This window comes from Pedococcus badiiscoriae, from assembly GCF_013408925.1.
In the GTDB taxonomy this organism is placed as follows: domain Bacteria; phylum Actinomycetota; class Actinomycetes; order Actinomycetales; family Dermatophilaceae; genus Pedococcus; species Pedococcus badiiscoriae.
This window is the reverse complement of the sequence record NZ_JACCAB010000001.1, coordinates 459,993-483,994: the sequence shown is the minus strand read 5'-3', so window position 1 is coordinate 483,994 and position 24,002 is coordinate 459,993. Positions and strand designations below refer to the sequence as shown.

Below are 24,002 nucleotides of genomic sequence, written 5' to 3'. Positions count from 1 at the left end.
TCAGCCTACGGCCCGCGCCCGGTCGGTGCGCACGGCGTCCAGTCCGTCCAGCGCGCTGAGCAGGCGGACGCGCAGGTCCTGGCCGCGCGTCGCGAAGTCGCGCTGGGCGGCGGCATACTCTGCCCGCCCCTGGGGCGTCTCGATCGCGACGGGGACATAGCCGAGGCTGCGCAGGTCGTACGGCGAGGCGCGCATGTCGAGCTCGCGGATCTGTCGGGCCAGGTCGAAACAGTCCATCACCAGCGAGCTGGGGATCGCGGGCGCGAGCTTCATGCACCACTTGTAGAGGTCCATGCCTGCATGGAGGCACCCCGGCTGTTCGAGTGCCACCTGGTCCTCACGGGTCGGCTGGAGCAGGTTCAGCGACCGCGCGGGAGGGGTGTAGAACCGGAAGGCGTCGTAGTGCGTGCACTTGAGCTGCAGGCCGTCCACGACCTCGTCGGTGCCGCGTGCGCCCAGGCGCAGCGGCCAGGCCGCGTGACGCACCTGCTCTGCCGGCTGCCGGTAGACCATCGCCCACTCGTGCAGGCCGAAGCACCCGAGCTGGGCCGGTCGGGCCCGGGTCGCCGTCACCAGGCGCCGGACGAACTCGACCGTGCCCCTTCGTGATTCGAGGTATGCCGCGGTGTCGAGCTGGGTGCCACCGCCCACCTCGCGGTAGAACCGCCAGCCTCCTCGGTCCAGGTCTGCCGAGTCCAGCAGGACCACGCCGGGACCGGGGTGCCAGCGACGCAGCTGGGACGGCTTGAACGGGTAGTAGGTGAACAGGAAGTCCTCGACCGGGTGGGACGTGCCGCTCTGGCGACGCTCGCGGTGGCCGGAGGTGGCAGCGTCGACGCGACGGGCGTGGTCGGCCTCGAGGGGCTCCCACAGCTCGCGCGCCAGCACCCGGGTACTCATCGGCGGCAGGATATCCGGGTTGGGGAGCGGGCTGACCATCATGTGTGAGGTCACGCCCCCTTCCACCTCAACCACTCGTGGCAGAACTGACGCGCGCAGCGAGTTTTCTGCCATACTCCTGTCATGGCACTGCGCAGCATCGCCGCCATCGCGAGCAACCCGATGGCCATGTTCGAGATGTCCGTCGCCTGTGAGGTCTTCGGGATCGACCGCACCGACGACGGCGTCCCCCCGTTCAGCTTCATCACCTGTGGCGAGCGGGCCGGCGAGCCGGTCCCCACGACCAGCGGCGGTCAGTTCGTCCCCACCCATGCCTGGGCCGACGCGATCGGCGTCGACCTCCTGGTGATCCCCGCCGGGGGGATCCGCGACGAGTACCCCCCGGAGCTCCTTGAGACGATCCGCGAAGCCCACCGGCAGGGCGCGACGATCCTGTCGATCTGCACCGGGGCCTTCGTCCTGGGCGCGACCGGACTGCTCGACGGCCTGACGGCGGTGACCCACTGGCGCTACGCCGAGCGGTTCGCCCAGCGATTCCCGCGCACCGAGGTCTCGATGGACGTGCTGTTCATCGACGAGGGGTCGATCATCACCGGGGCGGGGACGGCCGCGGGGATCGATGCCTGCCTGCACCTCGTGCGGCGCGAGCTCGGCTCGGCCGTTGCCACGCGGATCGCCCGCCGGATGGTCGTGCCGCCCCAGCGCGATGGTGGGCAGCGCCAGTACATCGAGGCGCCCCTGCCCGAGACGGACTGCGAGAGCATCCAGCCGGTCCTCGACCACGTCACCGAGAACCTCGACGCCACTCACACCGTGCCCGACCTGGCCCGGCTCGCGATGATGTCGGAGCGCACCTTCGCGCGCCGGTTCGTCGCCGAGACCGGCACCACGCCGCACAAGTGGATCGTCCAGCAGCGCGTGCTGCGGGCCCGCGAGCTGCTCGAGTCGACCGACCTTCCCGTCGAGTCGGTGGCGGCCCACAGCGGGTTCGGCTCGGCGGCCCTGCTGCGCACCCACTTCCAGACGGTCGTGGGCACCTCGCCCCAGCGCTACCGCCGGGAGTTCTCCGCTCGCTGATCGAAGCGCGGCCGGTGCGCGCGGCCGGCGATCGCCTCGCGACCGCGGGCCGAGCCGTGACCCCCGCTAGGCTCGTCCGGTGCGCATCGCGAGATACACGACAGGTGAGGACCCGGCCTACGGCATCGTCGAGGGCGAGCCCGGACGCGAGTTCATCGCCCAGGTCCAGGGTGACCCGCTCTACCAGCCCCTCGTGCTCACGGGGGAGCAGGTGGCCCTGGCCGATGCCAGGCTCCTCGCCCCCGTCATCCCGCGCAGCAAGGTGATCGGCATCGGTCGCAACTACGCCGACCACGCCAAGGAGATGGGTGGCGAGCCGCCCGCCGAGCCGCTCATGTTCCTCGTCCCCAACACGGCCGTGGTCGGCCCCGGCGACCCGATCGTGATGCCGGCGGGCGCGCAGGAGATCTCCTACGAGGGCGAGCTCGCGGTCGTCATCGGCCGGATCGCCAAGGACGTGCCCAGGAACCGGGTCGGCGAGGTCGTCTACGGCTACACGTGCGCCAACGACGTCACGGCCCGCGACTGGCAGCGCGGCGACGGGCAGTGGGCTAGGGCCAAGGGCTTCGACACCTCCACGCCGCTCGGCCCGTGGATCAGCACCGAGCTGGACGTGGACGCGCTGCGGATCCAGACCCGCCTCGACGGGCAGGTCCGCCAGGACGGCTCCACGGCCGACATGATCTTCGACGTCGAGACCCTGGTGTCGTACGTGAGCTCCGCCTTCACCCTGCTGCCCGGCGACGTCATCCTGACTGGCACGCCTGCCGGCGTCGGCCTCGTCGAGCCCGGCCAGCGGGTGGACGTCGAGATCGAGGGCATCGGCACCCTCAGCAACACCTTCGTGCGTCGCTGAGGCGGGTAGGTCGCGGGCCCGGCCACGCGGCATACCTCGCCTGCGTGGGGGGTCCCTAGAATCGGGGCACCATGACTGAGAAGCCCGCCACCGCACCCCGCCTCCGCGTCGCGCCGTCGCCCACCGGCGACCCGCACGTCGGCACCGCCTACATGTCGCTGTTCAACCTCGCCTTCGCGCGCCAGCAGGGCGGGTCGTTCGTGCTGCGCATCGAGGACACCGACCGGGCCCGGTTCCAGGCGGACAGCGAGCAGCAGGTGTTCGACACGCTGCACTGGCTCGGCCTGCGGTGGGACGAGGGCCCGGACGTCGGTGGCCCCTATGCCCCCTACCGCCAGAGCGAGCGGCTGGACACCTATCGGCCCTACGTCGAGCGACTGCTGGCGGAGGGCAAGGCATACCACTGCTGGTGCTCCACCGAGCGGCTGACGCAGATGCGCGAGATGCAACAGAAGCTCAAGCAGCCCACCGGTTACGACCGGCTCTGTGTCGGCAAGACCCGCGAGGAGCGTGCCGAGCTGCCGGGCTTCTCCGAGACTCCGGTGGTCCGCATGCTCATCCCGCAGGACGCCCCGCTGCAGTTCGACGACCTCATCCGCGGCCGTGTCTCGGCGCCCCGCCCGGACGACCAGGTCATCCTCAAGGCCGACGGGTTCCCGACCTACCACCTCGCCGTCGTCGTGGACGACCACGAGATGGGGATCACCCACGTGGTGCGCGGCGAGGAGTGGATCTCCAGCACGCCCAAGCACATCCTCCTCTACCAGTGGCTCGGCCTCGAGGCGCCGGCGTTCGCGCACATGCCGCTGCTGCGCAACACCGACAAGTCCAAGATCTCCAAGCGCAAGAACCCCGCTGCCCGGCTGACCTGGTTCAAGGAGCAGGGCTACCTGCCCGAGGCTCTCGTCAACTTCCTTGCGCTGCTTGCCTATCCGCCGAAGGCCGGCCCGGACGGTGAGGACGTCGAGGTCTTCACGTTCGAGGAGTTCAGCGCTGACTTCGCCTGGAGCAAGGTCAACCCGGTCGGCCCGATCTTCGACCTCAAGAAGCTCGAGTGGCTCAACGGCGTCTACATCCGCGAGCTGGAGGTCGGCGAGCTCGCCTCGCGACTGCTGCCCTACCTCGAGCGGGACGGCGTACTGTCCGCCAACCCGAGCCTGGGGGAGCTCGCCCGACTCGCCAAGGTCACCGAGCTGATCCAGACCCGGATGGCCCTGCTGACCGAGGCCAGTGCCCTCGTCGCGCCCTTCTTCACGGCCGACGACGCCCTGGAGATCGCCGAGGACGCCCGCGCCCAGCTCAAGGGCGACTCCGGCGAGGTGCTCGCTGCCGCGATCAAGGCACTGGAGGACATCGACGACAGCCGTTCGGGTGTGCTCGGGTCGGAGAGCGGCTGGAACGCTGCCGTCATCGAGGCTGCCCTGCGCTCCGCGGTCGTGGAGGGGATGGGCATCAAGCCGAAGTTCGCGTTCGGCCCGTTGCGCACCGCGGTCTCCGGCCAGCGGATCAGCCCGCCGTTGTTCGAGTCGATGGAGATCCTCGGCAAGACCTCGACCCTGGCGCGCCTGCACCGGTTGCGCGACGAGCTCGCCGGTTCCTGACCCTCGTCGCGCGGCCGGAGGCGCCGATTTGGGAACGTGACCGGCGGGCCGGTAGTATCGCGTCTCGGTTCACTCCCATGAAGGCCTTCGGGCGCGCTGGAAGTGATACCCCCTTGGGGTATGGTGTAATTGGCAACACTACGGTTTCTGGTACCGTCATTCTAGGTTCGAGTCCTGGTACCCCAGCTCAGGCGCAAGCCCTTGTGGCACACGCCGATTCGGAGAATTCCACTTCCTGCCGGTATGGTTCTCTCCGCTGCCCGCCGCGGATTCTCGTGCGGGCAACCAGCTAGGGCCCCGTTGTGTAGCGGCCTAGCACGCCGCCCTCTCAAGGCGGTAGCGCGGGTTCGAATCCCGTCGGGGCTACCAGCAGAAGCCTCCGTCCACGGACGGGGGCTTCTCCCATGTCCGCCCCTTCCCCCGTGGTGCTGGTGGGGTCAGGCGTGGTTCTGCTGCTGCTGCTGCGCGTGGTGGCGGGCGAGCACCTCGGTGAGCTTGTTGGCCCCGGCGATCACGGTGGCTGCATGCAGCCGACCGGGCTGGCGCGAGAGGCGCTCGATCGGGCCGGAGATGGACACGGCTGCCACGACGCGGCCGGAGGGGCCACGCACCGGCGCCGACACCGAGGCGACGCCCGCCTCGCGTTCGCCGACGCTCTGGGCCCAGCCGCGGCGCCGGACCCCGGACAGGGTCGTCGCGGTGAACTTCGCGCCGTGCAGGCCACGGTGCAGCCGGTCGGGCTCCTCCCAGGCGAGCAGCACCTGCGCGGCCGACCCAGCGAGCATCGACAGGGTCGCGCCGATCGGGATCGAGTCGCGCAGCCCGACGGGACGCTCGGCCGCGGACACGCAGATGCGGTGGTCACCCTGGCGCCGGAACAGCTGGGCGCTCTCGTTGGTGTGGTCGCGCAGCGCTCCGAGCACCGGGCCGGCGGCGGCCAGCAGACGGTCCTCACCGGCGGCGGCGGCGAGCTCGGCGAGCCGCGGGCCGAGCACGAACCGACCCTGCAGGTCACGCGTCACCAGGCGGTGGTGCTCGAGGGCCACCGCGAGCCGATGGGCAGTGGGGCGAGCCAGGCCGGTCGCGGTGACGAGCTGAGCGAGGGTCGACGGCCCGGCCTCGAGGGCGCCCAGGACGATGGCTGCCTTGTCGAGAACGCCGACTCCACTGGTTGTGTCCATGGCTTGATATTGACGTCTCATTCGCTGAGACGCAAATCCGTGGGCGTGTCCTGCGTGCGAACCTCGGACTGCAGCACAGCGCCGTGCTCACGAGAAGCCGTGACGAAGTCGGCGCCCACGACGTGACGAAGGAGCGGGAGACGTGTCAGGAACGCTGGCCGAGAAGGTCTGGGATGCGCATGTCGTCCGGCGCGCCGAGGGCGAGCCGGACCTGCTGTACATCGATCTCCACCTCATCCACGAGGTCACCTCGCCCCAGGCCTTCGACGGGCTCCGGCTCGCGGGTCGCACGGTGCGCCGACCCGACCTCACGCTGGCCACCGAGGACCACAACGTCCCGACGACGCCCGGCCCGATCACCGACCTGGTGAGCAAGACCCAGGTGGACACCCTGCGGCGCAACTGCGAGGAGTTCGGCGTCCGGCTGTTCCCGATGGGTCACGCGGAGCAGGGGATCGTCCACGTCGTCGGCCCCCAGCGCGGCCTGACCCAGCCGGGGATGACGATCGTCTGCGGCGACTCGCACACCTCCACGCACGGTGCTTTCGGGGCGCTGGCCTTCGGGATCGGCACGTCCGAGGTCGAGCACGTCCTCGCGACCCAGACCCTGCCGCTCAAGCCGTTCAAGACGATGGCGGTCAACGTCGAGGGCGAGCTCCAACCCGGCGTGACGGCAAAGGACATCACCCTCGCCGTGATCGCCAAGATCGGCACCGGCGGTGGCCAGGGCTTCGTCCTGGAGTACCGCGGCAGCGCCATCCGCGCCCTGTCGATGGAAGCCCGGATGACCGTGTGCAACATGTCCATCGAGGCCGGTGCCCGCGCCGGCATGATCGCGCCGGACCAGACCACGTTCGACTACCTCCAGGGCCGCGAGCACGCGCCGACGGGGGCGGACTGGGACGCCGCCGTCGCCGACTGGAGCACGCTGCGCAGCGACGACGACGCAGTGTTCGACGCCGAGGTCGACCTCGACGCGACCACCCTCACGCCGTTCGTCACGTGGGGGACCAACCCCGGCCAGGGCCTTCCGCTCGGCGAGTCGGTGCCCGACCCCGAGACGATGGGCGACGACAACGAGAAGGCCGCGGCCCAGCACGCCCTCGACTACATGGGTCTGACCGCCGGCACCCCGCTGCGGGAGATCCGGGTCGACACGGTGTTCGTCGGCTCGTGCACCAACGGCCGCATCGAGGACCTGCGCGCCGCCGCCGAGATCGTGAAGGGCCGCAAGGTCGCCGAGGGGGTGCGCATGCTCGTCGTGCCCGGCTCGGCGCGCGTGCGGCTGCAGGCCGAGCAGGAGGGCCTCGACCAGGTCTTCACCGCGGCCGGTGCCGAGTGGCGCCTTCCCGGCTGCTCGATGTGCCTGGGGATGAACCCGGACCAGCTCGCTCCCGGTGAGCGGAGCGCCTCCACGTCGAACCGCAACTTCGAGGGGCGGCAGGGCAAGGGCGGCCGCACCCACCTGGTCAGCCCGCTCGTCGCCGCAGCCACCGCGCTGCGCGGCACCCTGTCCAGCCCGGCCGACCTCGCCGATCTCGTCGACGCCGGCGTCACCGAGGGGAGCAAGTGATGGACGCGTTCACCACCCACACCGGGATCGGGGTCCCGTTGCGCCGCAGCAACGTCGACACCGACCAGATCATCCCCGCCGTGTACCTCAAGCGCGTGACGCGCAGCGGCTTCGAGGACGGCCTGTTCGCCGCGTGGCGCAAGGACGAGACGTTCATCCTCAACAACCCGTCGTATGCCGCCGGCTCGGTGCTCGTGGCCGGCTCCGACTTCGGGACCGGGTCCTCGCGCGAGCACGCCGTGTGGGCCTTGATGAACTACGGGTTCCGGGTCGTGCTCTCCTCCCGGTTCGCGGACATCTTCCGGGGCAACAGCGGCAAGCAGGGGCTGCTCACCGCGCAGCTCTCGCAGGACGACATCGAGCTGATCTGGAAGTACCTGGAGAACGAGCCCGGCGCCTCGGTGACGGTCGACCTGGTCTCCCGCACCGTCACTGCCGGAGACATCGTCGCGCCGTTCGAGGTCGACGACTACACCCGCTGGCGGCTGCTCGAGGGACTCGACGACATCAGCCTCACCCTGCGCCACGAGCAGGACGTGACGGACTTCGAGAGCCACCGACCGGCATACAAGCCCTCCACCACGGTCGCCTGACGCGCCCGGCGCGCCGATCAGGCTGCAATTTCCCGAATTCGCCTCCGCGGGCGGCCGGCGCTGCCGCCGAGCGCGTCGCGCCGGGGGGTATCAGCGGTATCAACGCGCCCGCATCGTCGCCAGGGCGCGCGAATTGCGTTGACCCACAACGGTTCCGGCTGCCCACCGATCAGTGGTCCGGCGGGCCGCCGCGCTGTCGGGGCGGGCCTCCGGAGCCTGGCGGGCGTCCATCGGGGCGTCGCAATCCGTTGCGACACAACAGATCGGGGGGTCGGGATGGTGGACTCGCACGCCCAACCACCCTAACGTCAGACCCAAGTCGGGCACTGGCCCGACGGCCCACTCGTCGGGCTAAGGGGCCCGGCGTCACCAACCCTGTGGAGGGGAAGACGTGAACAAGGCAGAACTGATCAAGGAGCTGGAGAGTCGCTTGGGCAGCCGCAAGGCAGCCAGCGATGCACTGACGGCCGTCGTGGACGTGGTCATCCGCGAGGTGGCCAAGGGCGGCAGTGTTGCCATCACCGGCTTCGGCACGTTCGAGCAGGCAGCCCGCGCCGCCCGCACCGGTCGCAACCCCCGCACCGGTGCCAGCGTGAAGATCAAGAAGACCGTGGTGCCCAAGTTCCGTGCCGGCTCGGCCTTCAAGGAGGTCGTGAAGAACCCACGCTCCCTGCCGAAGGCCGCTGTGGCAGGGGCTCGCGCCGCTGCCGGCAGCGCGACCAAGGCCGCCGTGGGCACCGCCACGAAGGCCGCCCCCGCCAAGAAGGCCGCCCCGGCCAAGAAGGCCGCCCCGGCCAAGAAGGCGGCTCCCGCGAAGAAGGCGGTCGTGAAGAAGGCGGCTCCGGCCACGAAGGCTGCGCCCGTCAAGAAGGCGGTCGTGAAGAAGGCGGCCCCCGCAAAGAAGGCGGCCCCCGCCAAGGCGGTCGTGAAGAAGGCGGCTCCCGCGAAGAAGGCGGTCGTGAAGAAGGCGGCCCCCGCCAAGAAGGCCGTCGTCAAGAAGGCGGCTCCCGCCAAGAAGGCGGTCGTGAAGAAGGCGGCTCCCGCCAAGAAGGCCGCGCCCGCGAAGAAGGCCGCGACCAAGCGCGCGGCCAAGAAGGCCTAGCGAAGACAAGAGGCCTAGCCCGGCACTGGTCCGCGGCGAAGCACCAGCCCCATCAGCCCCACGGCGGAGGCCGGCACCCATCCGGGTGTCGGCCTCCGTCGCATGGTGGCACTGCCAGGGTGCGATGCTTGGCCCATGGCAAACATCCTCACCGTGAATGGCGGCGTTCCCCTGGTCGGAGACCTCGAGGTCAGGGGTGCCAAGAACCTGGTCTCCAAGGCCATGGTGGCTGCGCTGCTCGCGGAGGGCCCCTGCCGCCTGCGGGGGGTGCCCGAGATCTCCGACGTCAAGATCGTTTCGGGTCTGCTGGAGCTGCACGGCGTCAAGATCGAGGCCACCGACCGTGACGGCGAGCTGTTGCTCGACCCGACCAACGTCGAGCAGGCCCACGTCGCCGACATCGACGCCCACGCGGGCTCGTCGCGGGTGCCGGTGCTGCTCTGCGGCCCGCTGCTGCACCGCTTGGGGGAGGCCTTCATCCCGGACCTCGGGGGCTGCCGCATCGGCGAGCGCCCGATCAACTACCACCTCGACGTCCTGCGCCAGTTCGGTGCGGATGTCCAGAAGCGCCCCGAGGGACTGCGGCTCACGGCCCCGGACGGCCTGCGCGGCACCCGGATCCAGCTGCCGTACCCCAGCGTGGGGGCTACCGAGCAGGTGCTGCTCACCGCCGTCCGGGCGCAGGGCGTCACCGAGCTGCGCAACGCCGCGGTGGAGCCCGAGATCCTCGACCTCATCGCGGTCCTGCAGAAGATGGGCGCGATCATCAGCGTCGAGACCGACCGGGTCATCAAGATCGAGGGCGTCGACCGGCTCGGTGGCTACGACCACCTGGCGGTTCCCGACCGCATCGAGGCAGGCTCCTGGGCGTGCGCGGCGCTCGCGACCAAGGGCGACATCTACGTCCGCGGCGCCCAGCAGCTCGCGATGATGCCGTTCCTCAACGTCTTCCGGAAGATCGGCGGCGACTTCGACATCGACGACGAGGGCATCCGCTTCTGGCACGCCGGCGGCGCCCTGAAGTCCCTGGTGCTGGAGACCGACGTGCACCCCGGCTTCATGACCGACTGGCAGCAGCCGCTCGTCGTCGCCCTCACCCAGACCACGGGCCTGTCGATCGTGCATGAGACGGTCTACGAGAACCGGCTCGGCTTCACCGAGGCGCTGGGGGAGATGGGCGCGGTCATCCAGATCTACCGCGAGTGCCTGGGCGGGTCACCGTGCCGTTTCGGCCGCGCCAACTTCCAGCACAGCGCCGTGATCTCCGGTCCGACCCCGCTCAAGGGCGCCGAGATCACCGTGCCGGACCTGCGTGGTGGCTTCAGCTACCTCATTGCCGCGCTCGCCGCGGAGGGTCAGTCCAAGGTGCACGGCATCGAGCTCATCTACCGCGGCTACGAGCGGTTCTCCGAGAAGCTCGACTCGCTCGGAGCGGACTACGAGGTCGGCTGAGCTGGGCCCCTCCCACTGACTGGGCGGGTCTCAGCCGATCCGCTGGTCGTCACCGATCCCGACGATCCACAGCCGGCTGATCTCGGTGTCGGCTGCCAGGTCGATGCTGAGCCGTTGGCCGACCCGCAGGTGGCGCAGTGCGCTCGCCGCGAACACCTCGGGGCTGAACCTCACCTCGCGTCCGTCGTCCAGCAGGGCCGACCCCGCACCGGTGGCTTCGTCGAAGGTGTGCACGCTGGCCTGCATGGGCGGCAGCGTATCCGGCGTCCCCTCGAGAACGTGTCGGGTCGCCGCTCCCACGCCCAGCGCCAGCGCCGCCTGAAGGCTGGCGTCGTCATCGACGTCGGTGCGCAGGTGGGGCAGGTCGAGCTCGAGGCGTCGGTGCCCTGACCCCTCGTGCCTGCTCGCCGAGCCCGCACCGAACGACGGGGCCAGCTCCTCGCCGACCAGGCTCGTGAGGAGCGCGGTGCCGGCGCCCTGCGCGTCGGGCACGATCGCCCTCGGGTATGCCGCAGCGGCGCGCAGTGCCGTCGTCAGGTCCTGCGGGCGCAGCGCGGGCAGGTCGCCGAGCAGGACGGCCACGGCGCTGCCGGGAGCCTCGGCGAACACGAGGTCCCGTCCGGCCGCCACGGCGCCGTTCAGCCCCTCGCCGGGGTCGTCGAGGACCCGCGCGCCCAGCCCGGCGGCCATCTGGGCCACGCGCTCGTCGGAGGTTACGACGAGGACGCGGCCCGGCGGCATACCGGCGCAGCAGGCGCTGAGGCAGTCGGTGGCCAGGGCCAGGGCCAGCTCCTCGCGGTCCACGCGCGACGCGGGATGCAGCCGTGACTTGGCTGTCGCCCCGCCCTTGACGGGGACGACCAGGTGCCAGTCGGTGGGTGTGGTCATCGCGACGATCGTCGCAGTGCGGGCGCGGTCGCTCGACACCGACCCCGGGAGCCGCGAGGATGCACACTCACACGTACCCCATCGATCTGGAGACCAGGTGACCGCCGGCGGCACACGAGCTCTGCCCTTCGCCTACCGCTTGGCCGTGGGGATCCTGCGTCCGCTGCTGATGGTCCTGACCAAGCGCGACTGGCAAGGCGCGGAGCACCTGCCAGCCACCGGCGGCTTCGTGGCTGCGCCCAACCACCTCTCCTACTTCGACCCGCTGTCCTTCGCCCACTTCATGATCGACAACGGCCGACCGCCCTATTTCCTCGGCAAGGAGGGCGTCTTCCGCGTCCCTGTCGTCGGGGCGATCCTGCGCGGCGCGCAGCAGATCCCGGTCTACCGCAACACGGGCAGAGCCGCGGACGCCTTCCGCGCCGCCGTGGCCGCGGTGGAGTGCGGCAAGTGCGTGGGGGTGTATCCCGAGGGCACCCTGACGCGCGATCCGGACCTGTGGCCGATGGTCGGCAAGACGGGTGCGGCGCGCATCGCGCTCGCCACGAAGTGCCCCGTCATCCCGGTGGCGCAGTGGGGACCGCAGGCGGTCCTCGAGCCCTACGGCAAGCGGCCGAGGGTCTTTCCGCGCAAGACGATGCACCTGCGCGCCGGTCCGCCCGTCGACCTCACCGACCTCTACGACCAGCCGGTGACCGGTGCCCTGCTGCGCGAGGCGACCGACCGCATCATGGCGGCCATCACGGTCGAGCTCGAGACGATCCGCGGCGAGCAGGCCCCGGCCGAGCGCTTCGACTCGCGCAAGCACGGGCTCCCCGAGACGGGGAAGTTCCGCCGACCGCAGGGAGACGACGCGTGACGACCGCGGCGGTGTTCGGGACAGGCAGCTGGGGCACCGCGTATGCCGCGATCCTGGCCGACGGCGGGACCACCGTCCGGATGTGGGGTCGGCGGCAGGAGGTCGTCGACCAGGTCAACGCGGGGTGCAACACCGATTACCTGCCCAACCTCGCGTTGCCCGCTGCGGTGTCGGCGACTCGGGACCCCGGCGAGGCCGCCGCCGGCGCGGACATCATCGTGCTGGCGGTGCCGTCGCAGACGCTGCGGACCAACCTCGAAGAGTGGGGAGAGGTGCTGGGCGACACCGCGGCCGTGGTCTCGCTCATGAAGGGGGTCGAGCTGGGGACCACGAAGCGGATGAGCGAGGTCATCGCCGAGGCGGGCGGAGTGGCGCACGAGCGCATCGTCGTCGTGTCGGGCCCCAACCTCGCCAAGGAGATCGCGCTCAAGCAGCCCGCGGCCAGCGTGGTGGCATGCATCGACGAAGCGGTGGCGGGCAGGGTCGCCGAGGCCTCCAACCCGCCCTACTTCCGTCCGTACACCTCGACCGACGTGGTCGGCACCGAGATCAGTGGTGCGGTCAAGAACGTCATCGCGCTCGCGGTCGGCATGGCCGAGGGGCTGGGCATGGGCGACAACTCCAAGGCCTCGATCATCACCCGGGGGCTCGCGGAGACGACGCGGCTCGGCATGGCACTGGGCGCCGACGTGATGACCTTCGCGGGCCTGGCCGGCGTGGGTGACCTCATTGCCACGTGCATGTCGCCGTTGTCCCGCAACCACACCTTCGGCGTGAACCTCGGCAAGGGCATGAGCGTCGAGGAGGTCATCGCTGTGACCAAGCAGACGGCCGAGGGCGTGAAGTCCTGTGAGTCGATCCTGCAGCTCGCGCAGAAGCACGACGTCCGCGTGCCCATCATCGAGCAGGTCGCGGCGGTCGTGCACGACGGGCGACGGGCCGAGGACGTCGTGGGCGCGCTGATGGTGCGCGCCCTCAAGAACGAGACCGACTAGACGTCGAGCGCGCCGGCGAGGTCCAGCCAGAGGTCCTCGACGTCCTCGATGCCGACCGACAGCCGCAGCAGGGCATCGGGGACGCTCTCTGGCTCGGCGGCATAGCGACGGCGCCGCTCGATCTGGGACTCGACCCCGCCGAGGCTGGTGGCGTGCGTCCACAGCGTCGTCGCGCTGGCCACCCGCTCGGCTGCGTCGGCGCCGCCGCGCACCTCGATCGCGATGATCGCGCCGAACCCGGGGTAGCGGACCCGGGAGACCTGCGGGTGGCTCTCGAGCCGCGTGGCGAGCTCGCGGGCGTTGGCCGTGGCGCGTTCGAGTCGCACGTGCAGGGTGCGCAGGCCGCGCAGCGCCAGCCAGGTCTCCATCGGTCCGGCGATGGCGCCGCCCAGGAGTCGCGCAGTCGACAGACGCGCGTTCAGGGCGCGTCCGGCGTCCGTCGAGGACGTAACCAGGGCGCCCAGGAGGACGTCCGAGTGGCCCGACAGGTACTTGGTGACGGAGTGCAGCACGACGTCGGCACCGTCACCGAGCGGCTGCTGCACCAGCGGGGTGGCGAACGTGTTGTCGCAGACGGTGAGCGCGCCACCCTCCCTGGCCATCGCCGCGAGGGCACGGATGTCCGACACCTCGAGCATGGGGTTGGTGGGGGACTCGACCCACAGCAGGGCCGCACCGTCGAGCGCCTCGCGAACAGCGGCCTGGTCCGTGGGGTCGACCCGCCGTACCTCCACCGCGCCACTCTGCGCGAGCTGGTCGAGCAGCGTCGTCGTGCCGTTGTACGCGTGGGAGGGGACGACCACCGCGCCACCGTGCGGGACGAGCGACAGTGCCGCGGACACGGCGGCCATGCCCGAGGCGAAGACGAGGGCGTCGCCTCCCTCCAGGCCACCCAGCGCCTCCTCGAACGCCGACCACGTCGGGTTGCCGGCGCGTGCGTAGTTCACCGGACCGTCGGCGATGTAGGTCGACGTGAACTCCAGGGGCGCGTTGACGCCGGCTCCCGGGACACGGGGCTGGCGTCCCAGGGCGACGACGCGGGAGGCGGGGGACAGGTGGTCATGGCTCACCCGGCCAGCCTAGAGGCGCCGCCGGGGAGGGCGCGCCAGGCGAGGCGGCCCAGGCGGGGCGCGCCGGGTGGTCGGTCGACGGTCGGGATACGCTCGGCGGCGATGACTACGGACCAGCCAGAGACCCGCAAGCCCCGCGTCGCCATCGTCTTCGGTGGCCGCTCCTCGGAACACGCCGTGTCCTGCGCCACGGCGGCCGGCGTGATGCGCGCCATCGACCGCGACGCCTACGACGTCATCCCGATCGGCATCTCCCGGGACGGGCACTGGGTGCTCTCGGACGGCGACCCCCAGCTGCTCGAGCTGACCGCTGACAGCACGCCCGAGGTCGCTCCGTCCGGCGCCGGGGTCGTCGTGCCGCTGGCCACGACCGACCGCACCCTCACGACGCTGGAGCCGCAGCAGGTGCCCGAGTCGCTCGGTGAGGTCGACGTCGTGTTTCCGTTGCTGCACGGGCCTTTCGGCGAGGACGGCACCATCCAGGGCATGTTCGAGATGGCGGACATCCGCTACGTCGGGTCTGGCGTCTTCGCTTCTGCCGCGGGGATGGACAAGCACTACATGAAGGTCCTGTTCGCGGGGGCCGGACTTCCCGTCGGCCCGTATGCCGTGATCACGGACTCCGAGTGGCGGCGCGACAAGGCGGCGGCGATGGACGCGGTCGGGGCGCTGGCATACCCGGTCTTCGTCAAGCCAGCACGCGCGGGGTCGAGCATGGGGATCTCGAAGGTGTCCACGCCCGAGGCGCTCGAGGCGGCCATCGAGATCGCCCGCCAGCACGACCGCAAGGTCATCGTCGAGCAGGGCATCGTCGGTCGCGAGATCGAGTGCGCCGTGCTGCAAGGACGCGGCACCGACGCGCCGCGGGTGTCGCACGTCGGGGAGATCTCGGTCACGACGGAGGGTGGCCACGAGTTCTACGACTTCGAGGCGAAGTACCTCGACGACGGGGCAGTGCTGTCCTGCCCGGCCAACGTGCCCGAGTCGGTGTCCGCCGAGGTGCAGCGGCTCGCGGGGGCGGCGTTCGAGGCGCTCGGCTGTGAGGGCCTGGCACGAGTGGACTGCTTCTACACCGACACCGGCGACGTGGTCATCAACGAGATCAACACGATGCCGGGGTTCACGCCGCACTCGATGTACCCCCAGATGTGGGAGGCGACCGGGCTGCCCTACCCGCAGCTCATCGACGAGCTCATCCAGCTGGCCCTGACCCGCCCCGTCGGCCTGCGCTAGACACGACAGGTGGTAGCGCGACAGTAGCTTGCCGCTCTCACCGGTCGACCATGCGCTGCATGGCCTCCGGGTAGCCGTCGCCTTGGACCTGGACGCTGGTCGACGCCCGGTCGAGCTCGGCCAGGTCCTCCTCTGTGAGCTCGAGGTCTGCCGCAGCGAGGTTCTCGTCGAGGCGCTCGAGGCGCCTGGTGCCGGGGATGGGCACGATCCACGGCTTCTGGGCGAGCAGCCAAGCCAGGGCAACCTGGCCGACAGTGGCGCCCTTGCGCTGGGCCACGCCGGTGATGAGGTCGACCAGGGCGAGGTTCGCCTTCAGGGCCTCGCTCTCGAAGCGGGGCAGCGTGGCTCGGATGTCTCCCTCGCCGAACTGCGTGGCAGCGGTGACCTGTCCGGTCAGGAAGCCGCGTCCCAGTGGGCTGAAGGGCACGAACCCGATGCCCAGCTCCTCGAGGACGGGAAGGATCTCGTCCTCGGGCTCGCGCCAGAACAGCGAGTACTCGCTCTGCAACGCCGTGACCGGTTGGACGGCGTGCGCGCGGCGGATGGTGTTCGCGCCGGCCTCCGACATCCCGAAGTGGCGAACCTTGCCTGCGTCGATGAGCTCCTTGACGGTGCCGGCGACCTCTTCGATGGGGACGTCAGGGTCCACGCGGTGCTGGTAGAGCAGGTCGATGGTCTCGGTGCGCAGGCGGCGCAACGAACCGTCCACGGCGGCACGGATGTGCTCCGGTCGGCTGTTGACGCCCGTCTGGTTGCCGTCCTCGTCGAAGCCGAACCCGAACTTGGTGGCGATGATCACCTGGTCGCGGACGGGCTCCAGCGCTTCACCGACGAGCTCCTCGTTGTGGAAGGGGCCGTAGACCTCGGCCGTGTCGAACAGCGTCACGCCGCGGTCGACAGCCGCCCGCAGGAACGTGATCATCTCGTCTCGGGGCGGTGGTGGCCCGAAGGACTGGCTCATGCCCATGCAGCCCAAGCCGAGCGGTGACACGGACAGCCCTGACTGACCGAGGGTGCGTGCGTCCATGGTTTTCTCCTTGCTCGTTGTCGTGGGGAACGTTGTCGTGGCGAAAGCTCTGTCGCGCGTCGCGAAGGGACACCGTCGAGGGAATTTCAAGCATCCGTCGAAGCGCCGGTGGTTGTCACCTTCCAAGGAAACGGCCGGGTGAGACTCTTAGCCATGCTGCCCACGTATTGGCCAACTGACGCCCCGCCGATCCTGCGGCAGAACAACGCCGAAACGTCGGATGTCTGGCTGGCCCACAGCCAGGTATCCGACGCGGCCGCACTCTGGGCGATCGCAGTCCGAGCAATCCACGACTCGGAGCGCCGGCCCGGCGAGCCACTTCCGGGGATGTCGGCCACGAGGGTCGGGTGCAGGATGGCAGGGTGAAGCTCACGCTCGACCTGCATGACATCTACAACCGCAGCGCGGACATCGACCGCGCCCTGCGGGCCATCATGGACGAGGCAGTGGCGAAGAAGGCTCCCCTGGTTGAGATCATTCCCGGCAAGGGATCGGGGGCGCTGAGGAAGCGGGTGCTGCGCTTCCTCGACCAGAGGGAGAACCGCGCTCTCTATCACCGCGTCGAGAAGGACGTGGACAACCACGGCCGCGTCCTCGTCCACTTCAGGTGGAAGGGTCCGTCCCGACGTCGGTGACCTCGCCGGCCCCTGACATCGGGGCCGCAGGTGCGAGGAAGTCGGCGGGGGAGTCAGGCAGCAGGGGAGTCACGGTGTCGGCGGCGACGGCCGGCGACCCAGCGAGTGACCTCGAAGCCGGCCGCCACCACGGCCGTGGAGAGCGTCAGAGCGGCGAGGGCGAGATCCCACGTGCTCTGGTCGCGAAGTCGCGTGCCTGTGACGACCACTGGAAAACCGTCAGTCGTCCTTCTTCAGGCTCGGATACTTCTTCTCGACTGCCGTCCGAACCTTCTTCTGCTCGGCCTCGGACCCATGCTGAGCCACCCTGGCCAAGGCGTTCCGAGCGTGCTCGATGTCAGGAATCGGGTACTTCTCCTCCTCGGGCAACGCGAACGACGACTTCTTCAGCTTGTCGCGGTTCTTGCTGTTGCTGAGATCCTTCGACATGTCGGTCTCCTTCGTGAGGGTCTGGTGGCGTCCTACCCACTGGGGCCTACCCACTGGGTCCCACCACGCTGGTCATACCCACTGGGTGGATCGCCCAATCCCCACCCCTACCGTAAGCCGACCGTGCCATCCCGGTCCTGGCTGGAGCGACACGAAGATCAGGAGTGCCAGCGCACCGGGGTCGCCCGGAACGATGGCGGTCCTGGCGTGCGATGCACCGTGACACGAACCCGGATGGGGGTGGCCCCGGGCCTGAAGGCGGTGTGCTGGTCATAGTCGGCTCGACGCACCGGGTCCCCGAGAATCTCGTAGGCGTCGAGGACGTTCTGGACGGTCGTGTCTCCCGGTGGTGCGTCGGGGGTGCGCGTGTCCGGGTGGCTGGCCCGCAGCTGAGACAGGTACGCGTGCCGGATCTGCTGTTGAGTCGCCTCTCTGGCCACATCCAGCACGACGTACGGGTCGTTCTGGTCAGCAGTCATGGCCGCTCGAGTACCTCCTGCCGCTGCGATGTGATGGGCCTCGCCTGGGCCGCGAACGGATACGCCTTCACGGCGTGGGCGCCGCGCACGATGCGTCGGGCACTGTCGCGCGAACGCGACCCAGGCGAGAGCCTTGACTGCGGTGATGTCTGTGTTCGGCGGGGGCCCACCTCCGTTCCTTCTACTGTGGCGTGCTGGTGTGACGTCCGTGCTGCTGGAGCAGCGGGGGCGAGCGTTGACGGCTCCGGTCATCGGGCGCAGGACCTGGTGACCGAGGCGCCCTTGCTCGGGAGTGACGGCGCCGAGGGCGCGGGGACGAGCGGCCTCCGGCTGCCGACGATGACGCCGGTGGGTCGGCCGGTGGCGGTCGGCCGGCCCATTCCTCGGCGACGATTGCGTCGAACTCCGCCCGCAGCAGGTCCTCGTCTGCGAAGACGAGGTCGAGGAACTCGTCCTCCGCAGCGGCAGGTGCGCCCTCGAGCTGAAGCGTGGGGTCCGAGGCCATGCTCCTCACCACCGGGTCAGGCGCTGATGGCGTGCTGGTCCTCGCGCTTGCCGCTGATCTCGACCTTGCGTGGCTTGGCCTGCTCGGCGACCGGGATCGTCAGTGCGAGCACCCCTTCGTGGTAGCTGGCCTCGATGCGGTCGGTGTCGAGGTTGTCGCCGAGCACGAGCTGGCGGCTGAACACCCCGCGGGGACGTTCCGCGGCGAGGAGCTCAGCGTCGCTGGCGCGCGGCGGGCGTTCGGCCCTGACGGTGACCACGTTGCGTTCGACGTCGATGTCGATCGAGTCCTGGCTGATGCCGGGGAGGTCGAACTCGACGTGGAAGGTGTCGCCGTCGCGCCAGGCATCCATCAGCATCGCCGAGGGGCGGGCCGTGGTGCCGTTGGGGCCGAAGACCTGTTGGGTCAGTCGGTCCAGTTCGCGGAATGGGTCGGTGCGCATGAGCATCACATTCACCTCCGTGTATGCCGTTGATGGGGGGCAGCGGGCTGTGGTCCCGACTCAGAACCTATGGCCACTGCTATAGATTTTTTGTAGCACCGCCGGTCATACTGATGCAAGACCCAGTTGAGAAAAATCGAGAGGCGCTCTCATGGCGATGCCCGCTCCCGACGACGACCGCGGCGTGTACAGCATCTCCGTGGCCGCGGAGCTGGTCGGCATGGGCGCTCAGAACCTGCGCATGTACGAGTCCAAGGGACTGCTCCAACCCCAGCGCACCGACGGGGGCACCCGCAGGTACAGCACGAACGACCTGGACCGGCTGCGGCGGATCGGTGACCTGCTCGACGCCGGCCTGAACCTCGCAGGCATCGGCATGGTCCTGGACCTGGAGAGCGAGAACGTGCGCCTCCGGGCCGACCGCGACGACGACGCCTGACCTGGCGTCGGGTCAGATTGCTGTGGTGGCGCGCTTGGCGCGGAGTCTGGTGGTGACGAGGTACGCGGCACCTCCAAAGAGTCCGCCGAGCAGGATGCCTGCGCACACGTCGGTGAACCAGTGCGCTCCCAGGTAGATCAGGGCGAAGCCGATCACGACCTCGACAACGGCGAAGCCGATCACGGCCACCTTCCACAAGGCTCGCCTCCGCGGCACGAGCAGGAGCAGCACGATCAGCCCGGCGGTCAACAGTGCGGCGGCCGAGGATGGCATCGAGTATCCGTAGGTGGCCATCTCGGCATACCGCGGCCCGGGTCGAGGGCGCGCCAGCTGTGCCTTCAGCAGGATCGACGCGGCGGTTGCCGCAGGGACAGCGAGCGCTCCCGCGACCACGGTGTCGAGACGGCGGAGGACGAGGCACAGGACGACCACCAGAACGGCACAGACGGCGAAGGCGCGTCGGCTCGTCCCTATCGACATCAGGGCCTGACAGACCCAGTCGATCGACGGACTGCGGTGCGCCAACATCCAGTTGGCGATGGTCACGTCGATGCTCACGGCTGGCCATTATGCGTGACGACGACCTTGACCGCCCGCTCGGCGATGTACATCGGCGACGGCTGTCCACGCCGTTCTCGTGCCGAGGTCGAGGCAGGCGCGCCCTACTTGCAGGAGCGGCCGTTGGTCGGCAGGGCCCTGGCGGCGGGCCCAAAAGCGGGCAGCAGCAACGGTTCTGGCTTGTAGGCGTCGGGCACGAGGACCTCGATCGCGGGGTCCCGGCCGAACGTCGTGAACTTCACCCCGTCCGACAGCGGCTGGACGACCCAGAAGACGCCGTCGACGTCGAGGCACTCCTTGTCGGTGGGCCCCAGAGCAGGCCAGCCGCAGGTGGCGATGACCGCGGGGTCACCCCAGGCGGCGGCGCGGGGGGAGAGGGGAGACGTCGCAGTCAGGGCCCGGCCTGCGACGGACGTCGGCCAGCGGACCGTGGCGCACCCGTTGCCGGCCACGGAGGGCACGGCGACCTCCACACCTCGGGGCCACGCGGCATACAGCACAGCGCCGGCCGTCCCGAGGATCAGGAGGCCGGCGGCTGCGAGGACCGCGCGCCGACGCGCGGCGCGAGCCACGCTCAGACGTGGACGACGGTGCAGGTCAGGGTGCGGGTGATGCCCGGCACGTCCTGGATCTTGGCGATGACGAGCTTGCCCAGCTCGTCGACGGTGTTGGCCTCGACGCGGGCGATCACGTCGTACGGCCCGGTCACGTCTTCAGCCATGACCACACCGGCAATGCCGGCAATGGCCTCGGCGACGGACGCCGCCTTGCCGACTTCGGTCTGGATCAGGATGTAGGCCTGGACCACCACGAGACACCTCACACTTCGGTTGGGAACAGCGGTTACGGGCTGAGACTGTCCTGGAGAACTCACGGAGCACCGACTGCGATGCCGCGAGAGAACCGCACGGCCGGGGCGCACCTCGGCCACGCCAGACGCTACCGTGCCCGTGTCCCGCCCGTCTCCCCCGGGCCGTCACGAGGAGGTCAAGTCATGGTCACGGCCCCGCTGACGCTGGCGGAGGTGTCCGAGTCGGACCTGCTGCGGCGCATCTTCCCCTTCTTCGAGGCGGGTCCGTCCCTCGCTGTCGGCCCGGGCGACGACGCCGCGGTGCTGCGTACCGGCGCGACCACCGTGGCAACGACGGACTCGATGATCCGCGGACGCGACTGGCTCGACGAGTGGTCGACGCCGGCGGACGTCGCGACCAAGGTGCTCACCCAGAACCTCGCCGACGTGGCGGCCATGGGCGCGCGCTCCACGGCGGTCCTGGTGTCGCTCGTCGCAGACCCGGCGACGTCCCTGGACTGGGCTGTGGAGTTCGCCCGCACCCTGGGCGCGGAGGCTGCGTCAGTGGGAGTGGTGGTCGCCGGGGGCGACCTGTCGTCGGCGCCCGACGGCGTGCTGCTGGTGTCGGTGACTGCCCTCGGAGACCTCGGCCATCGTCAACCTGTCCTGCGCTCCGGTGCCCGTCCCGGCGACGTCCTCGCCGTGGGTGGGTCGCTCGGTCGTTCGGCCGCCGGACTGGCCCTGCTGCACGACGGAACCGACCCGCGGACACCGCCGCCCGGCATACGCGCGGAGTGTGTGCACCACCACCTGCGTCCCCGGGCGCCGCTGGCCGAAGGGCCCCGGGCGGCCGACTCCGGCGCGAGCTCGATGATCGACCTGTCAGACGGGCTGCTGCGCGACGGTCACCGGATCGCCGAGGCCAGTGGGGTGCGCCTGGACCTCCACGGCGAGGGCCTGGCCCCGTTCGTGGCGTCATTGGCGCAGGCGGTGGGGGACAGGGCGCTCGACTGCATCCTCGCCGGCGGCGAGGAGCACAGCCTGCTCGCGACGTTCCCGGGCGACCTGCCGGAGGGTTGGCGCCCCATCGGCACCGTCGTGGAGGGCAGTGGGGTCGCCCTCGACGGGGTCGTGCAGCAGCCACGCGGCTGGGACCACTTCCTCCCGCCTGAGGCATCAGAGGACGGGGCATGAAAGAAGCCGACCTCCCGGTGGGGAGATCGGCTCGTTTCGGTATGCCGCAGGGCTGGGTCAGCGCTTGACCTTGCCGGCCTTGAGGCACGAGGTGCAGACGTTGAGACGCTTCGGGGTCACGCCCGCGTCGCCCACCAGAGCCTTGACGCGCTGGATGTTCGGGTTCCAGCGACGCTTGGTGCGGCGGTGCGAGTGCGAGATGTTGTGACCGAAGCCCGGTCCCTTGCCGCAGACATCGCAGTTGGCAGCCACGGGTGTTCTCCTGAAATCGATTGGTACAAGAAAAGGGGGCGTCCCCGGTGTCTCCTCGCGCGGGCACAGGCCAGCGACGCAGAGTCCATGGGAACCGGTCAAGAGTAGCCGAGGTGTGGTGCAACGGCCAAAACGGGGCCGGTGACGCCGTCTGCGACTAGCCTGCCAGCGTGCTCGAAGCCCTCAGTGCCGTGGACGCGAGGCGATGGGCTGTGCTCACCCGAGCCGCGTTCGCCGCGCGACGGGCCGAGATCGACGCGCTCAACGTCTTCCCCGTCCCCGACGGTGACACCGGCACCAACCTCTACCTCAGCCTCGACGCGGCGCTGGACGCCGTCCGCACCGAGCACGAGAAGGCGGGCCTGCTCGGGGCCGCCTCCCTCGAGCAGGAGTGCACCGCGATGGCGAGGTCCCTGCTGCTGACCGCCCGGGGCAACTCCGGGGTCATCCTCAGCCAGCTGGTGCGCGGTTTCGCCGAGGCGATCGCCGCCAGTGGTCAGGACTTCGCCGATGCCGCAACCATCGCCGATGGCCTCGAGCGCGCCAGCGAGCGGGCCTACGCGAGTGTGACAAGACCCGCCGAGGGGACCATCCTCACCGTGGCGCGCGCGGCGGCGACGGCCGGAGCGGCCGCAGTCGACCGAGGGCTGGCCGCCGTGGCGGAGGACGCCCTCGACGCCGCCACCGAGGCGCTGAAGGACACCACGGCCCAGCTGCCCGCGCTCGAGCGGGCCGGCGTCGTCGATGCCGGTGCCGCGGGCTACCTCCTGCTTCTGGAGGCGCTCGCGCGAGTGGTGCACCAGGACGGCACACACGTGGGCGAGCGGATGGAGGTCTTCGCCGACGACTCCATGCGCCGCCGTGACGACTGGAGCCAGGCCGGTGGGGTCGTCGCCCCGATGGGCGCCACCGGCGGCTCGCCCACCGGTGAGGGAGACCTCGTCATGGGCGGACCGGCATACGAGGTCATGTACCTGTTGCGCGACAGCGACGACGAGCGGGTGGGGGTGCTGCGCGACACGTTGGACGCTCTCGGCGACTCCCTGCTGGTCGTGGGCGGCCCGGACCTGTGGAACGTCCACGTGCATGTCGACGACGTCGGTGCCGCGGTGGAGGCGGGGATCGACGCCGGACGCCCCTACCGCGTGCGAGTGACCCATTTTGCTCAGGGTGGTGGCGCCGACCAGGCCGGCCGCAGCAAGCCTGCGGCCAGCGTGTCCGTGGTCGCGTGCGCGGCAGGGCCGGGGCTGGCGCAGGTGCTCGCCGAGGCGGGCGCCCAGGTCGTGGAGAGCGGCCCCGGACGACGCGCGTCGGCAGGTCAGCTCCTCGACGCCGCTCGCGCCGCGCACGCGCTCGAGGTGATCGTGCTCCCCAACGACGGTGACACCGTGATGGCAGCCGAGGCTGCGGCGAGTGCGGCCGAGCAGGAGGGGATCGCCCTGCACGTGGTGCGCTCGCGGACCGCGGTCCAGGGTCTTGCGGCGCTGGCGGTGTTCGACCCCACGGCGAGTGGCTCCCGCAACGCGTCGCAGATGAGCCACGCGGCGGCCGCGACCCGCCATGGCGCTGTCGCGATCGCCAGCAGGCAGGCCCTGACGAGCGCCGGACCCTGCGAGCCCGGCGACGTCCTGGGCGCCGTCGCGGGAGACGTCGTGATCGTGGGCGCCGACCTGGAGGAGGTCGCCATCGACGTCGTCGGGCGGCTGCTCAGCAGTGGTGGCGAGATGGTCACGGTGATCGGCGGTGCCGACGCGCCACCAGGGCTCGTGGAGTCCCTGGGGGCCCGGATCGAGGCAGGGCACCGCGACGTCGAGGTCAGCCTGATCGAGGGCGGCCAGCCGCACTACCCCCTGCTGCTCGGAGTCGAGTAGG

General features: G+C 70.4%; 27 protein-coding genes and 2 tRNA genes. 16 read left to right on the top strand and 13 right to left on the bottom strand.

Annotated features, from left to right (window positions below; all coding sequences use genetic code 11):
* Entirely contained in the window at positions 1-900 is a 900-nt protein-coding gene (locus tag BJ986_RS02320) for a 3-methyladenine DNA glycosylase (protein WP_179420534.1), read from the bottom strand.
* A gap of 123 nt (positions 901-1,023) precedes the next feature.
* Here BJ986_RS02320 and BJ986_RS02315 point away from each other — a divergent pair, with 123 nt between their 5' ends.
* The 5 genes from BJ986_RS02315 to BJ986_RS02295 all read left to right on the top strand — a co-directional run bounded on the left by BJ986_RS02315 (position 1,024) and on the right by BJ986_RS02295 (position 4,803).
* Positions 1,024-1,977, top strand: a complete 954-nt coding sequence (locus BJ986_RS02315) for a GlxA family transcriptional regulator (RefSeq protein WP_179420533.1) — start codon at positions 1,024-1,026, stop codon at positions 1,975-1,977.
* Between the two features lie 79 nt (positions 1,978-2,056).
* Positions 2,057-2,833: a fumarylacetoacetate hydrolase family protein gene (locus tag BJ986_RS02310; RefSeq protein ID WP_179420532.1), complete on the top strand. Its 777-nt coding sequence runs from the start codon at positions 2,057-2,059 to the stop codon at positions 2,831-2,833.
* Between the two features lie 71 nt (positions 2,834-2,904).
* Entirely contained in the window at positions 2,905-4,434 is a 1,530-nt protein-coding gene (gene gltX, locus BJ986_RS02305; protein ID WP_179420531.1) for a glutamate--tRNA ligase, read from the top strand.
* 114 nt (positions 4,435-4,548) lie between these two features.
* A tRNA-Gln gene (locus BJ986_RS02300) sits at positions 4,549-4,620 on the top strand.
* Between the two features lie 107 nt (positions 4,621-4,727).
* Positions 4,728-4,803, top strand: a tRNA-Glu gene (locus tag BJ986_RS02295).
* Between the two features lie 68 nt (positions 4,804-4,871).
* Here the strand turns inward: BJ986_RS02295 and BJ986_RS02290 are convergent.
* Positions 4,872-5,615 (bottom strand): IclR family transcriptional regulator, encoded by a 744-nt coding sequence (locus BJ986_RS02290; RefSeq protein WP_056922488.1) that lies wholly within the window; start codon positions 5,613-5,615, stop codon positions 4,872-4,874.
* Between the two features lie 142 nt (positions 5,616-5,757).
* On the opposite strand from BJ986_RS02290, the gene leuC reads away from it, so the two are divergent.
* From leuC to murA, 4 genes are all read left to right on the top strand, one after another.
* Positions 5,758-7,188, top strand: coding sequence for a 3-isopropylmalate dehydratase large subunit (gene leuC, locus BJ986_RS02285; RefSeq protein ID WP_179420530.1), 1,431 nt, complete (start codon positions 5,758-5,760; stop codon positions 7,186-7,188).
* On the top strand, positions 7,188-7,781 hold the full coding sequence (leuD, locus tag BJ986_RS02280; protein WP_179420529.1) for a 3-isopropylmalate dehydratase small subunit: 594 nt from the start codon (positions 7,188-7,190) through the stop codon (positions 7,779-7,781). The genes leuC and leuD overlap by 1 nt, the downstream gene beginning before the upstream one ends.
* A gap of 391 nt (positions 7,782-8,172) precedes the next feature.
* Positions 8,173-8,883, top strand: a complete 711-nt coding sequence (locus BJ986_RS02275) for an HU family DNA-binding protein (protein WP_179420528.1) — start codon at positions 8,173-8,175, stop codon at positions 8,881-8,883.
* Positions 8,884-9,018: 135 nt separating this feature from the next.
* On the top strand, positions 9,019-10,335 hold the full coding sequence (gene murA / locus BJ986_RS02270) for a UDP-N-acetylglucosamine 1-carboxyvinyltransferase (protein WP_179420527.1): 1,317 nt from the start codon (positions 9,019-9,021) through the stop codon (positions 10,333-10,335).
* 30 nt (positions 10,336-10,365) lie between these two features.
* Here murA and cofC read toward each other — a convergent pair whose 3' ends face one another.
* A complete protein-coding gene (gene cofC / locus BJ986_RS02265; RefSeq protein WP_179420526.1) occupies positions 10,366-11,223 on the bottom strand; it encodes a 2-phospho-L-lactate guanylyltransferase in 858 nt (285 codons plus the stop codon).
* Between the two features lie 97 nt (positions 11,224-11,320).
* Here cofC and BJ986_RS02260 point away from each other — a divergent pair, with 97 nt between their 5' ends.
* Together BJ986_RS02260 and BJ986_RS02255 are read left to right on the top strand one after the other, a co-directional pair.
* Complete coding sequence (locus tag BJ986_RS02260) at positions 11,321-12,082, top strand: lysophospholipid acyltransferase family protein (protein WP_337794668.1); 762 nt, start codon at positions 11,321-11,323, stop codon at positions 12,080-12,082.
* Positions 12,079-13,077 (top strand): NAD(P)H-dependent glycerol-3-phosphate dehydrogenase, encoded by a 999-nt coding sequence (locus BJ986_RS02255; RefSeq protein WP_179420525.1) that lies wholly within the window; start codon positions 12,079-12,081, stop codon positions 13,075-13,077. The genes BJ986_RS02260 and BJ986_RS02255 overlap by 4 nt, the downstream gene beginning before the upstream one ends.
* Here BJ986_RS02255 and BJ986_RS02250 read toward each other — a convergent pair.
* Positions 13,074-14,147: a PLP-dependent transferase gene (locus tag BJ986_RS02250; RefSeq protein ID WP_179420524.1), complete on the bottom strand. Its 1,074-nt coding sequence runs from the start codon at positions 14,145-14,147 to the stop codon at positions 13,074-13,076. The genes BJ986_RS02255 and BJ986_RS02250 overlap by 4 nt on opposite strands.
* 102 nt (positions 14,148-14,249) lie before the next feature.
* Here BJ986_RS02250 and BJ986_RS02245 point away from each other — a divergent pair, with 102 nt between their 5' ends.
* A complete protein-coding gene (locus BJ986_RS02245; protein WP_179420523.1) occupies positions 14,250-15,380 on the top strand; it encodes a D-alanine--D-alanine ligase family protein in 1,131 nt (376 codons plus the stop codon).
* A 37-nt stretch (positions 15,381-15,417) separates the two neighbouring features.
* On the opposite strand, the gene BJ986_RS02240 is transcribed toward BJ986_RS02245, so the two are convergent.
* A complete protein-coding gene (locus tag BJ986_RS02240) occupies positions 15,418-16,407 on the bottom strand; it encodes an aldo/keto reductase (protein WP_179420522.1) in 990 nt (329 codons plus the stop codon).
* A gap of 362 nt (positions 16,408-16,769) precedes the next feature.
* Here BJ986_RS02240 and BJ986_RS16175 point away from each other — a divergent pair, with 362 nt between their 5' ends.
* The gene (locus BJ986_RS16175; protein WP_179420521.1) at positions 16,770-17,042 is read left to right on the top strand and encodes a Smr/MutS family protein; all 273 of its coding nucleotides are present in this window, start codon (positions 16,770-16,772) and stop codon (positions 17,040-17,042) included.
* Between the two features lie 53 nt (positions 17,043-17,095).
* On the opposite strand, the gene BJ986_RS02230 is transcribed toward BJ986_RS16175, so the two are convergent.
* The 4 genes from BJ986_RS02230 to BJ986_RS02215 all read right to left on the bottom strand — a co-directional run bounded on the left by BJ986_RS02230 (position 17,096) and on the right by BJ986_RS02215 (position 18,903).
* Positions 17,096-17,251: a hypothetical protein gene (locus tag BJ986_RS02230; protein WP_179420520.1), complete on the bottom strand. Its 156-nt coding sequence runs from the start codon at positions 17,249-17,251 to the stop codon at positions 17,096-17,098.
* Positions 17,252-17,261: 10 nt separating this feature from the next.
* Positions 17,262-17,471: a DUF6582 domain-containing protein gene (locus BJ986_RS02225; RefSeq protein WP_179420519.1), complete on the bottom strand. Its 210-nt coding sequence runs from the start codon at positions 17,469-17,471 to the stop codon at positions 17,262-17,264.
* Positions 17,472-17,629: 158 nt separating this feature from the next.
* Complete coding sequence (locus BJ986_RS02220; RefSeq protein ID WP_179420518.1) at positions 17,630-17,950, bottom strand: J domain-containing protein; 321 nt, start codon at positions 17,948-17,950, stop codon at positions 17,630-17,632.
* 521 nt (positions 17,951-18,471) lie between these two features.
* Entirely contained in the window at positions 18,472-18,903 is a 432-nt protein-coding gene (locus BJ986_RS02215; protein ID WP_179420517.1) for an Hsp20/alpha crystallin family protein, read from the bottom strand.
* 145 nt (positions 18,904-19,048) lie between these two features.
* Here BJ986_RS02215 and BJ986_RS02210 point away from each other — a divergent pair, with 145 nt between their 5' ends.
* Positions 19,049-19,336, top strand: coding sequence for a MerR family transcriptional regulator (locus BJ986_RS02210; protein ID WP_179420516.1), 288 nt, complete (start codon positions 19,049-19,051; stop codon positions 19,334-19,336).
* 12 nt (positions 19,337-19,348) lie between these two features.
* Here BJ986_RS02210 and BJ986_RS02205 read toward each other — a convergent pair whose 3' ends face one another.
* The 3 genes from BJ986_RS02205 to BJ986_RS02195 form a co-directional block, all read right to left on the bottom strand.
* Positions 19,349-19,894 (bottom strand): phosphatase PAP2 family protein, encoded by a 546-nt coding sequence (locus tag BJ986_RS02205; protein ID WP_179420515.1) that lies wholly within the window; start codon positions 19,892-19,894, stop codon positions 19,349-19,351.
* Between the two features lie 104 nt (positions 19,895-19,998).
* Positions 19,999-20,466, bottom strand: coding sequence for a hypothetical protein (locus BJ986_RS02200; protein WP_337794667.1), 468 nt, complete (start codon positions 20,464-20,466; stop codon positions 19,999-20,001).
* A 2-nt stretch (positions 20,467-20,468) separates the two neighbouring features.
* Complete coding sequence (locus tag BJ986_RS02195) at positions 20,469-20,702, bottom strand: Lrp/AsnC ligand binding domain-containing protein (RefSeq protein ID WP_179420514.1); 234 nt, start codon at positions 20,700-20,702, stop codon at positions 20,469-20,471.
* A gap of 186 nt (positions 20,703-20,888) precedes the next feature.
* Between BJ986_RS02195 and thiL the strand changes: the two genes are divergently transcribed.
* Positions 20,889-21,878: a thiamine-phosphate kinase gene (gene thiL, locus BJ986_RS02190; RefSeq protein ID WP_179420513.1), complete on the top strand. Its 990-nt coding sequence runs from the start codon at positions 20,889-20,891 to the stop codon at positions 21,876-21,878.
* A 57-nt stretch (positions 21,879-21,935) separates the two neighbouring features.
* Here thiL and rpmB read toward each other — a convergent pair whose 3' ends face one another.
* A complete protein-coding gene (rpmB, locus tag BJ986_RS02185) occupies positions 21,936-22,130 on the bottom strand; it encodes a 50S ribosomal protein L28 (RefSeq protein WP_056922510.1) in 195 nt (64 codons plus the stop codon).
* Between the two features lie 170 nt (positions 22,131-22,300).
* Between rpmB and BJ986_RS02180 the strand changes: the two genes are divergently transcribed.
* Positions 22,301-24,001: a DAK2 domain-containing protein gene (locus BJ986_RS02180; protein WP_179420512.1), complete on the top strand. Its 1,701-nt coding sequence runs from the start codon at positions 22,301-22,303 to the stop codon at positions 23,999-24,001.
* The last annotated feature ends 1 nt before the right edge of the window (position 24,002 follow it).

Excerpts from the sequence above, each read along its gene's own strand:
- thiL (WP_179420513.1), top strand. The coding sequence starts at position 20,889 with ATGGTCACGGCCCCGCTGACGCTGGCGGAGGTGTCCGAGTCGGACCTG.
- BJ986_RS02245 (WP_179420523.1), top strand. The coding sequence starts at position 14,250 with ATGACTACGGACCAGCCAGAGACCCGCAAGCCCCGCGTCGCCATCGTC.
- BJ986_RS02290 (WP_056922488.1), bottom strand. The coding sequence starts at position 5,615 with ATGGACACAACCAGTGGAGTCGGCGTTCTCGACAAGGCAGCCATCGTC.
- BJ986_RS02320 (WP_179420534.1), bottom strand. The coding sequence starts at position 900 with ATGAGTACCCGGGTGCTGGCGCGCGAGCTGTGGGAGCCCCTCGAGGCC.
- leuD (WP_179420529.1), top strand. The coding sequence starts at position 7,188 with ATGGACGCGTTCACCACCCACACCGGGATCGGGGTCCCGTTGCGCCGC.
- BJ986_RS02210 (WP_179420516.1), top strand. The coding sequence starts at position 19,049 with ATGGCGATGCCCGCTCCCGACGACGACCGCGGCGTGTACAGCATCTCC.
- murA (WP_179420527.1), top strand. The coding sequence starts at position 9,019 with ATGGCAAACATCCTCACCGTGAATGGCGGCGTTCCCCTGGTCGGAGAC.
- BJ986_RS02220 (WP_179420518.1), bottom strand. The coding sequence starts at position 17,950 with ATGACTGCTGACCAGAACGACCCGTACGTCGTGCTGGATGTGGCCAGA.
- gltX (WP_179420531.1), top strand. The coding sequence starts at position 2,905 with ATGACTGAGAAGCCCGCCACCGCACCCCGCCTCCGCGTCGCGCCGTCG.
- BJ986_RS02240 (WP_179420522.1), bottom strand. The coding sequence starts at position 16,407 with ATGGACGCACGCACCCTCGGTCAGTCAGGGCTGTCCGTGTCACCGCTC.
- BJ986_RS02215 (WP_179420517.1), bottom strand. The coding sequence starts at position 18,903 with ATGCTCATGCGCACCGACCCATTCCGCGAACTGGACCGACTGACCCAA.
- cofC (WP_179420526.1), bottom strand. The coding sequence starts at position 11,223 with ATGACCACACCCACCGACTGGCACCTGGTCGTCCCCGTCAAGGGCGGG.
- BJ986_RS02315 (WP_179420533.1), top strand. The coding sequence starts at position 1,024 with ATGGCACTGCGCAGCATCGCCGCCATCGCGAGCAACCCGATGGCCATG.
- BJ986_RS02225 (WP_179420519.1), bottom strand. The coding sequence starts at position 17,471 with ATGTCGAAGGATCTCAGCAACAGCAAGAACCGCGACAAGCTGAAGAAG.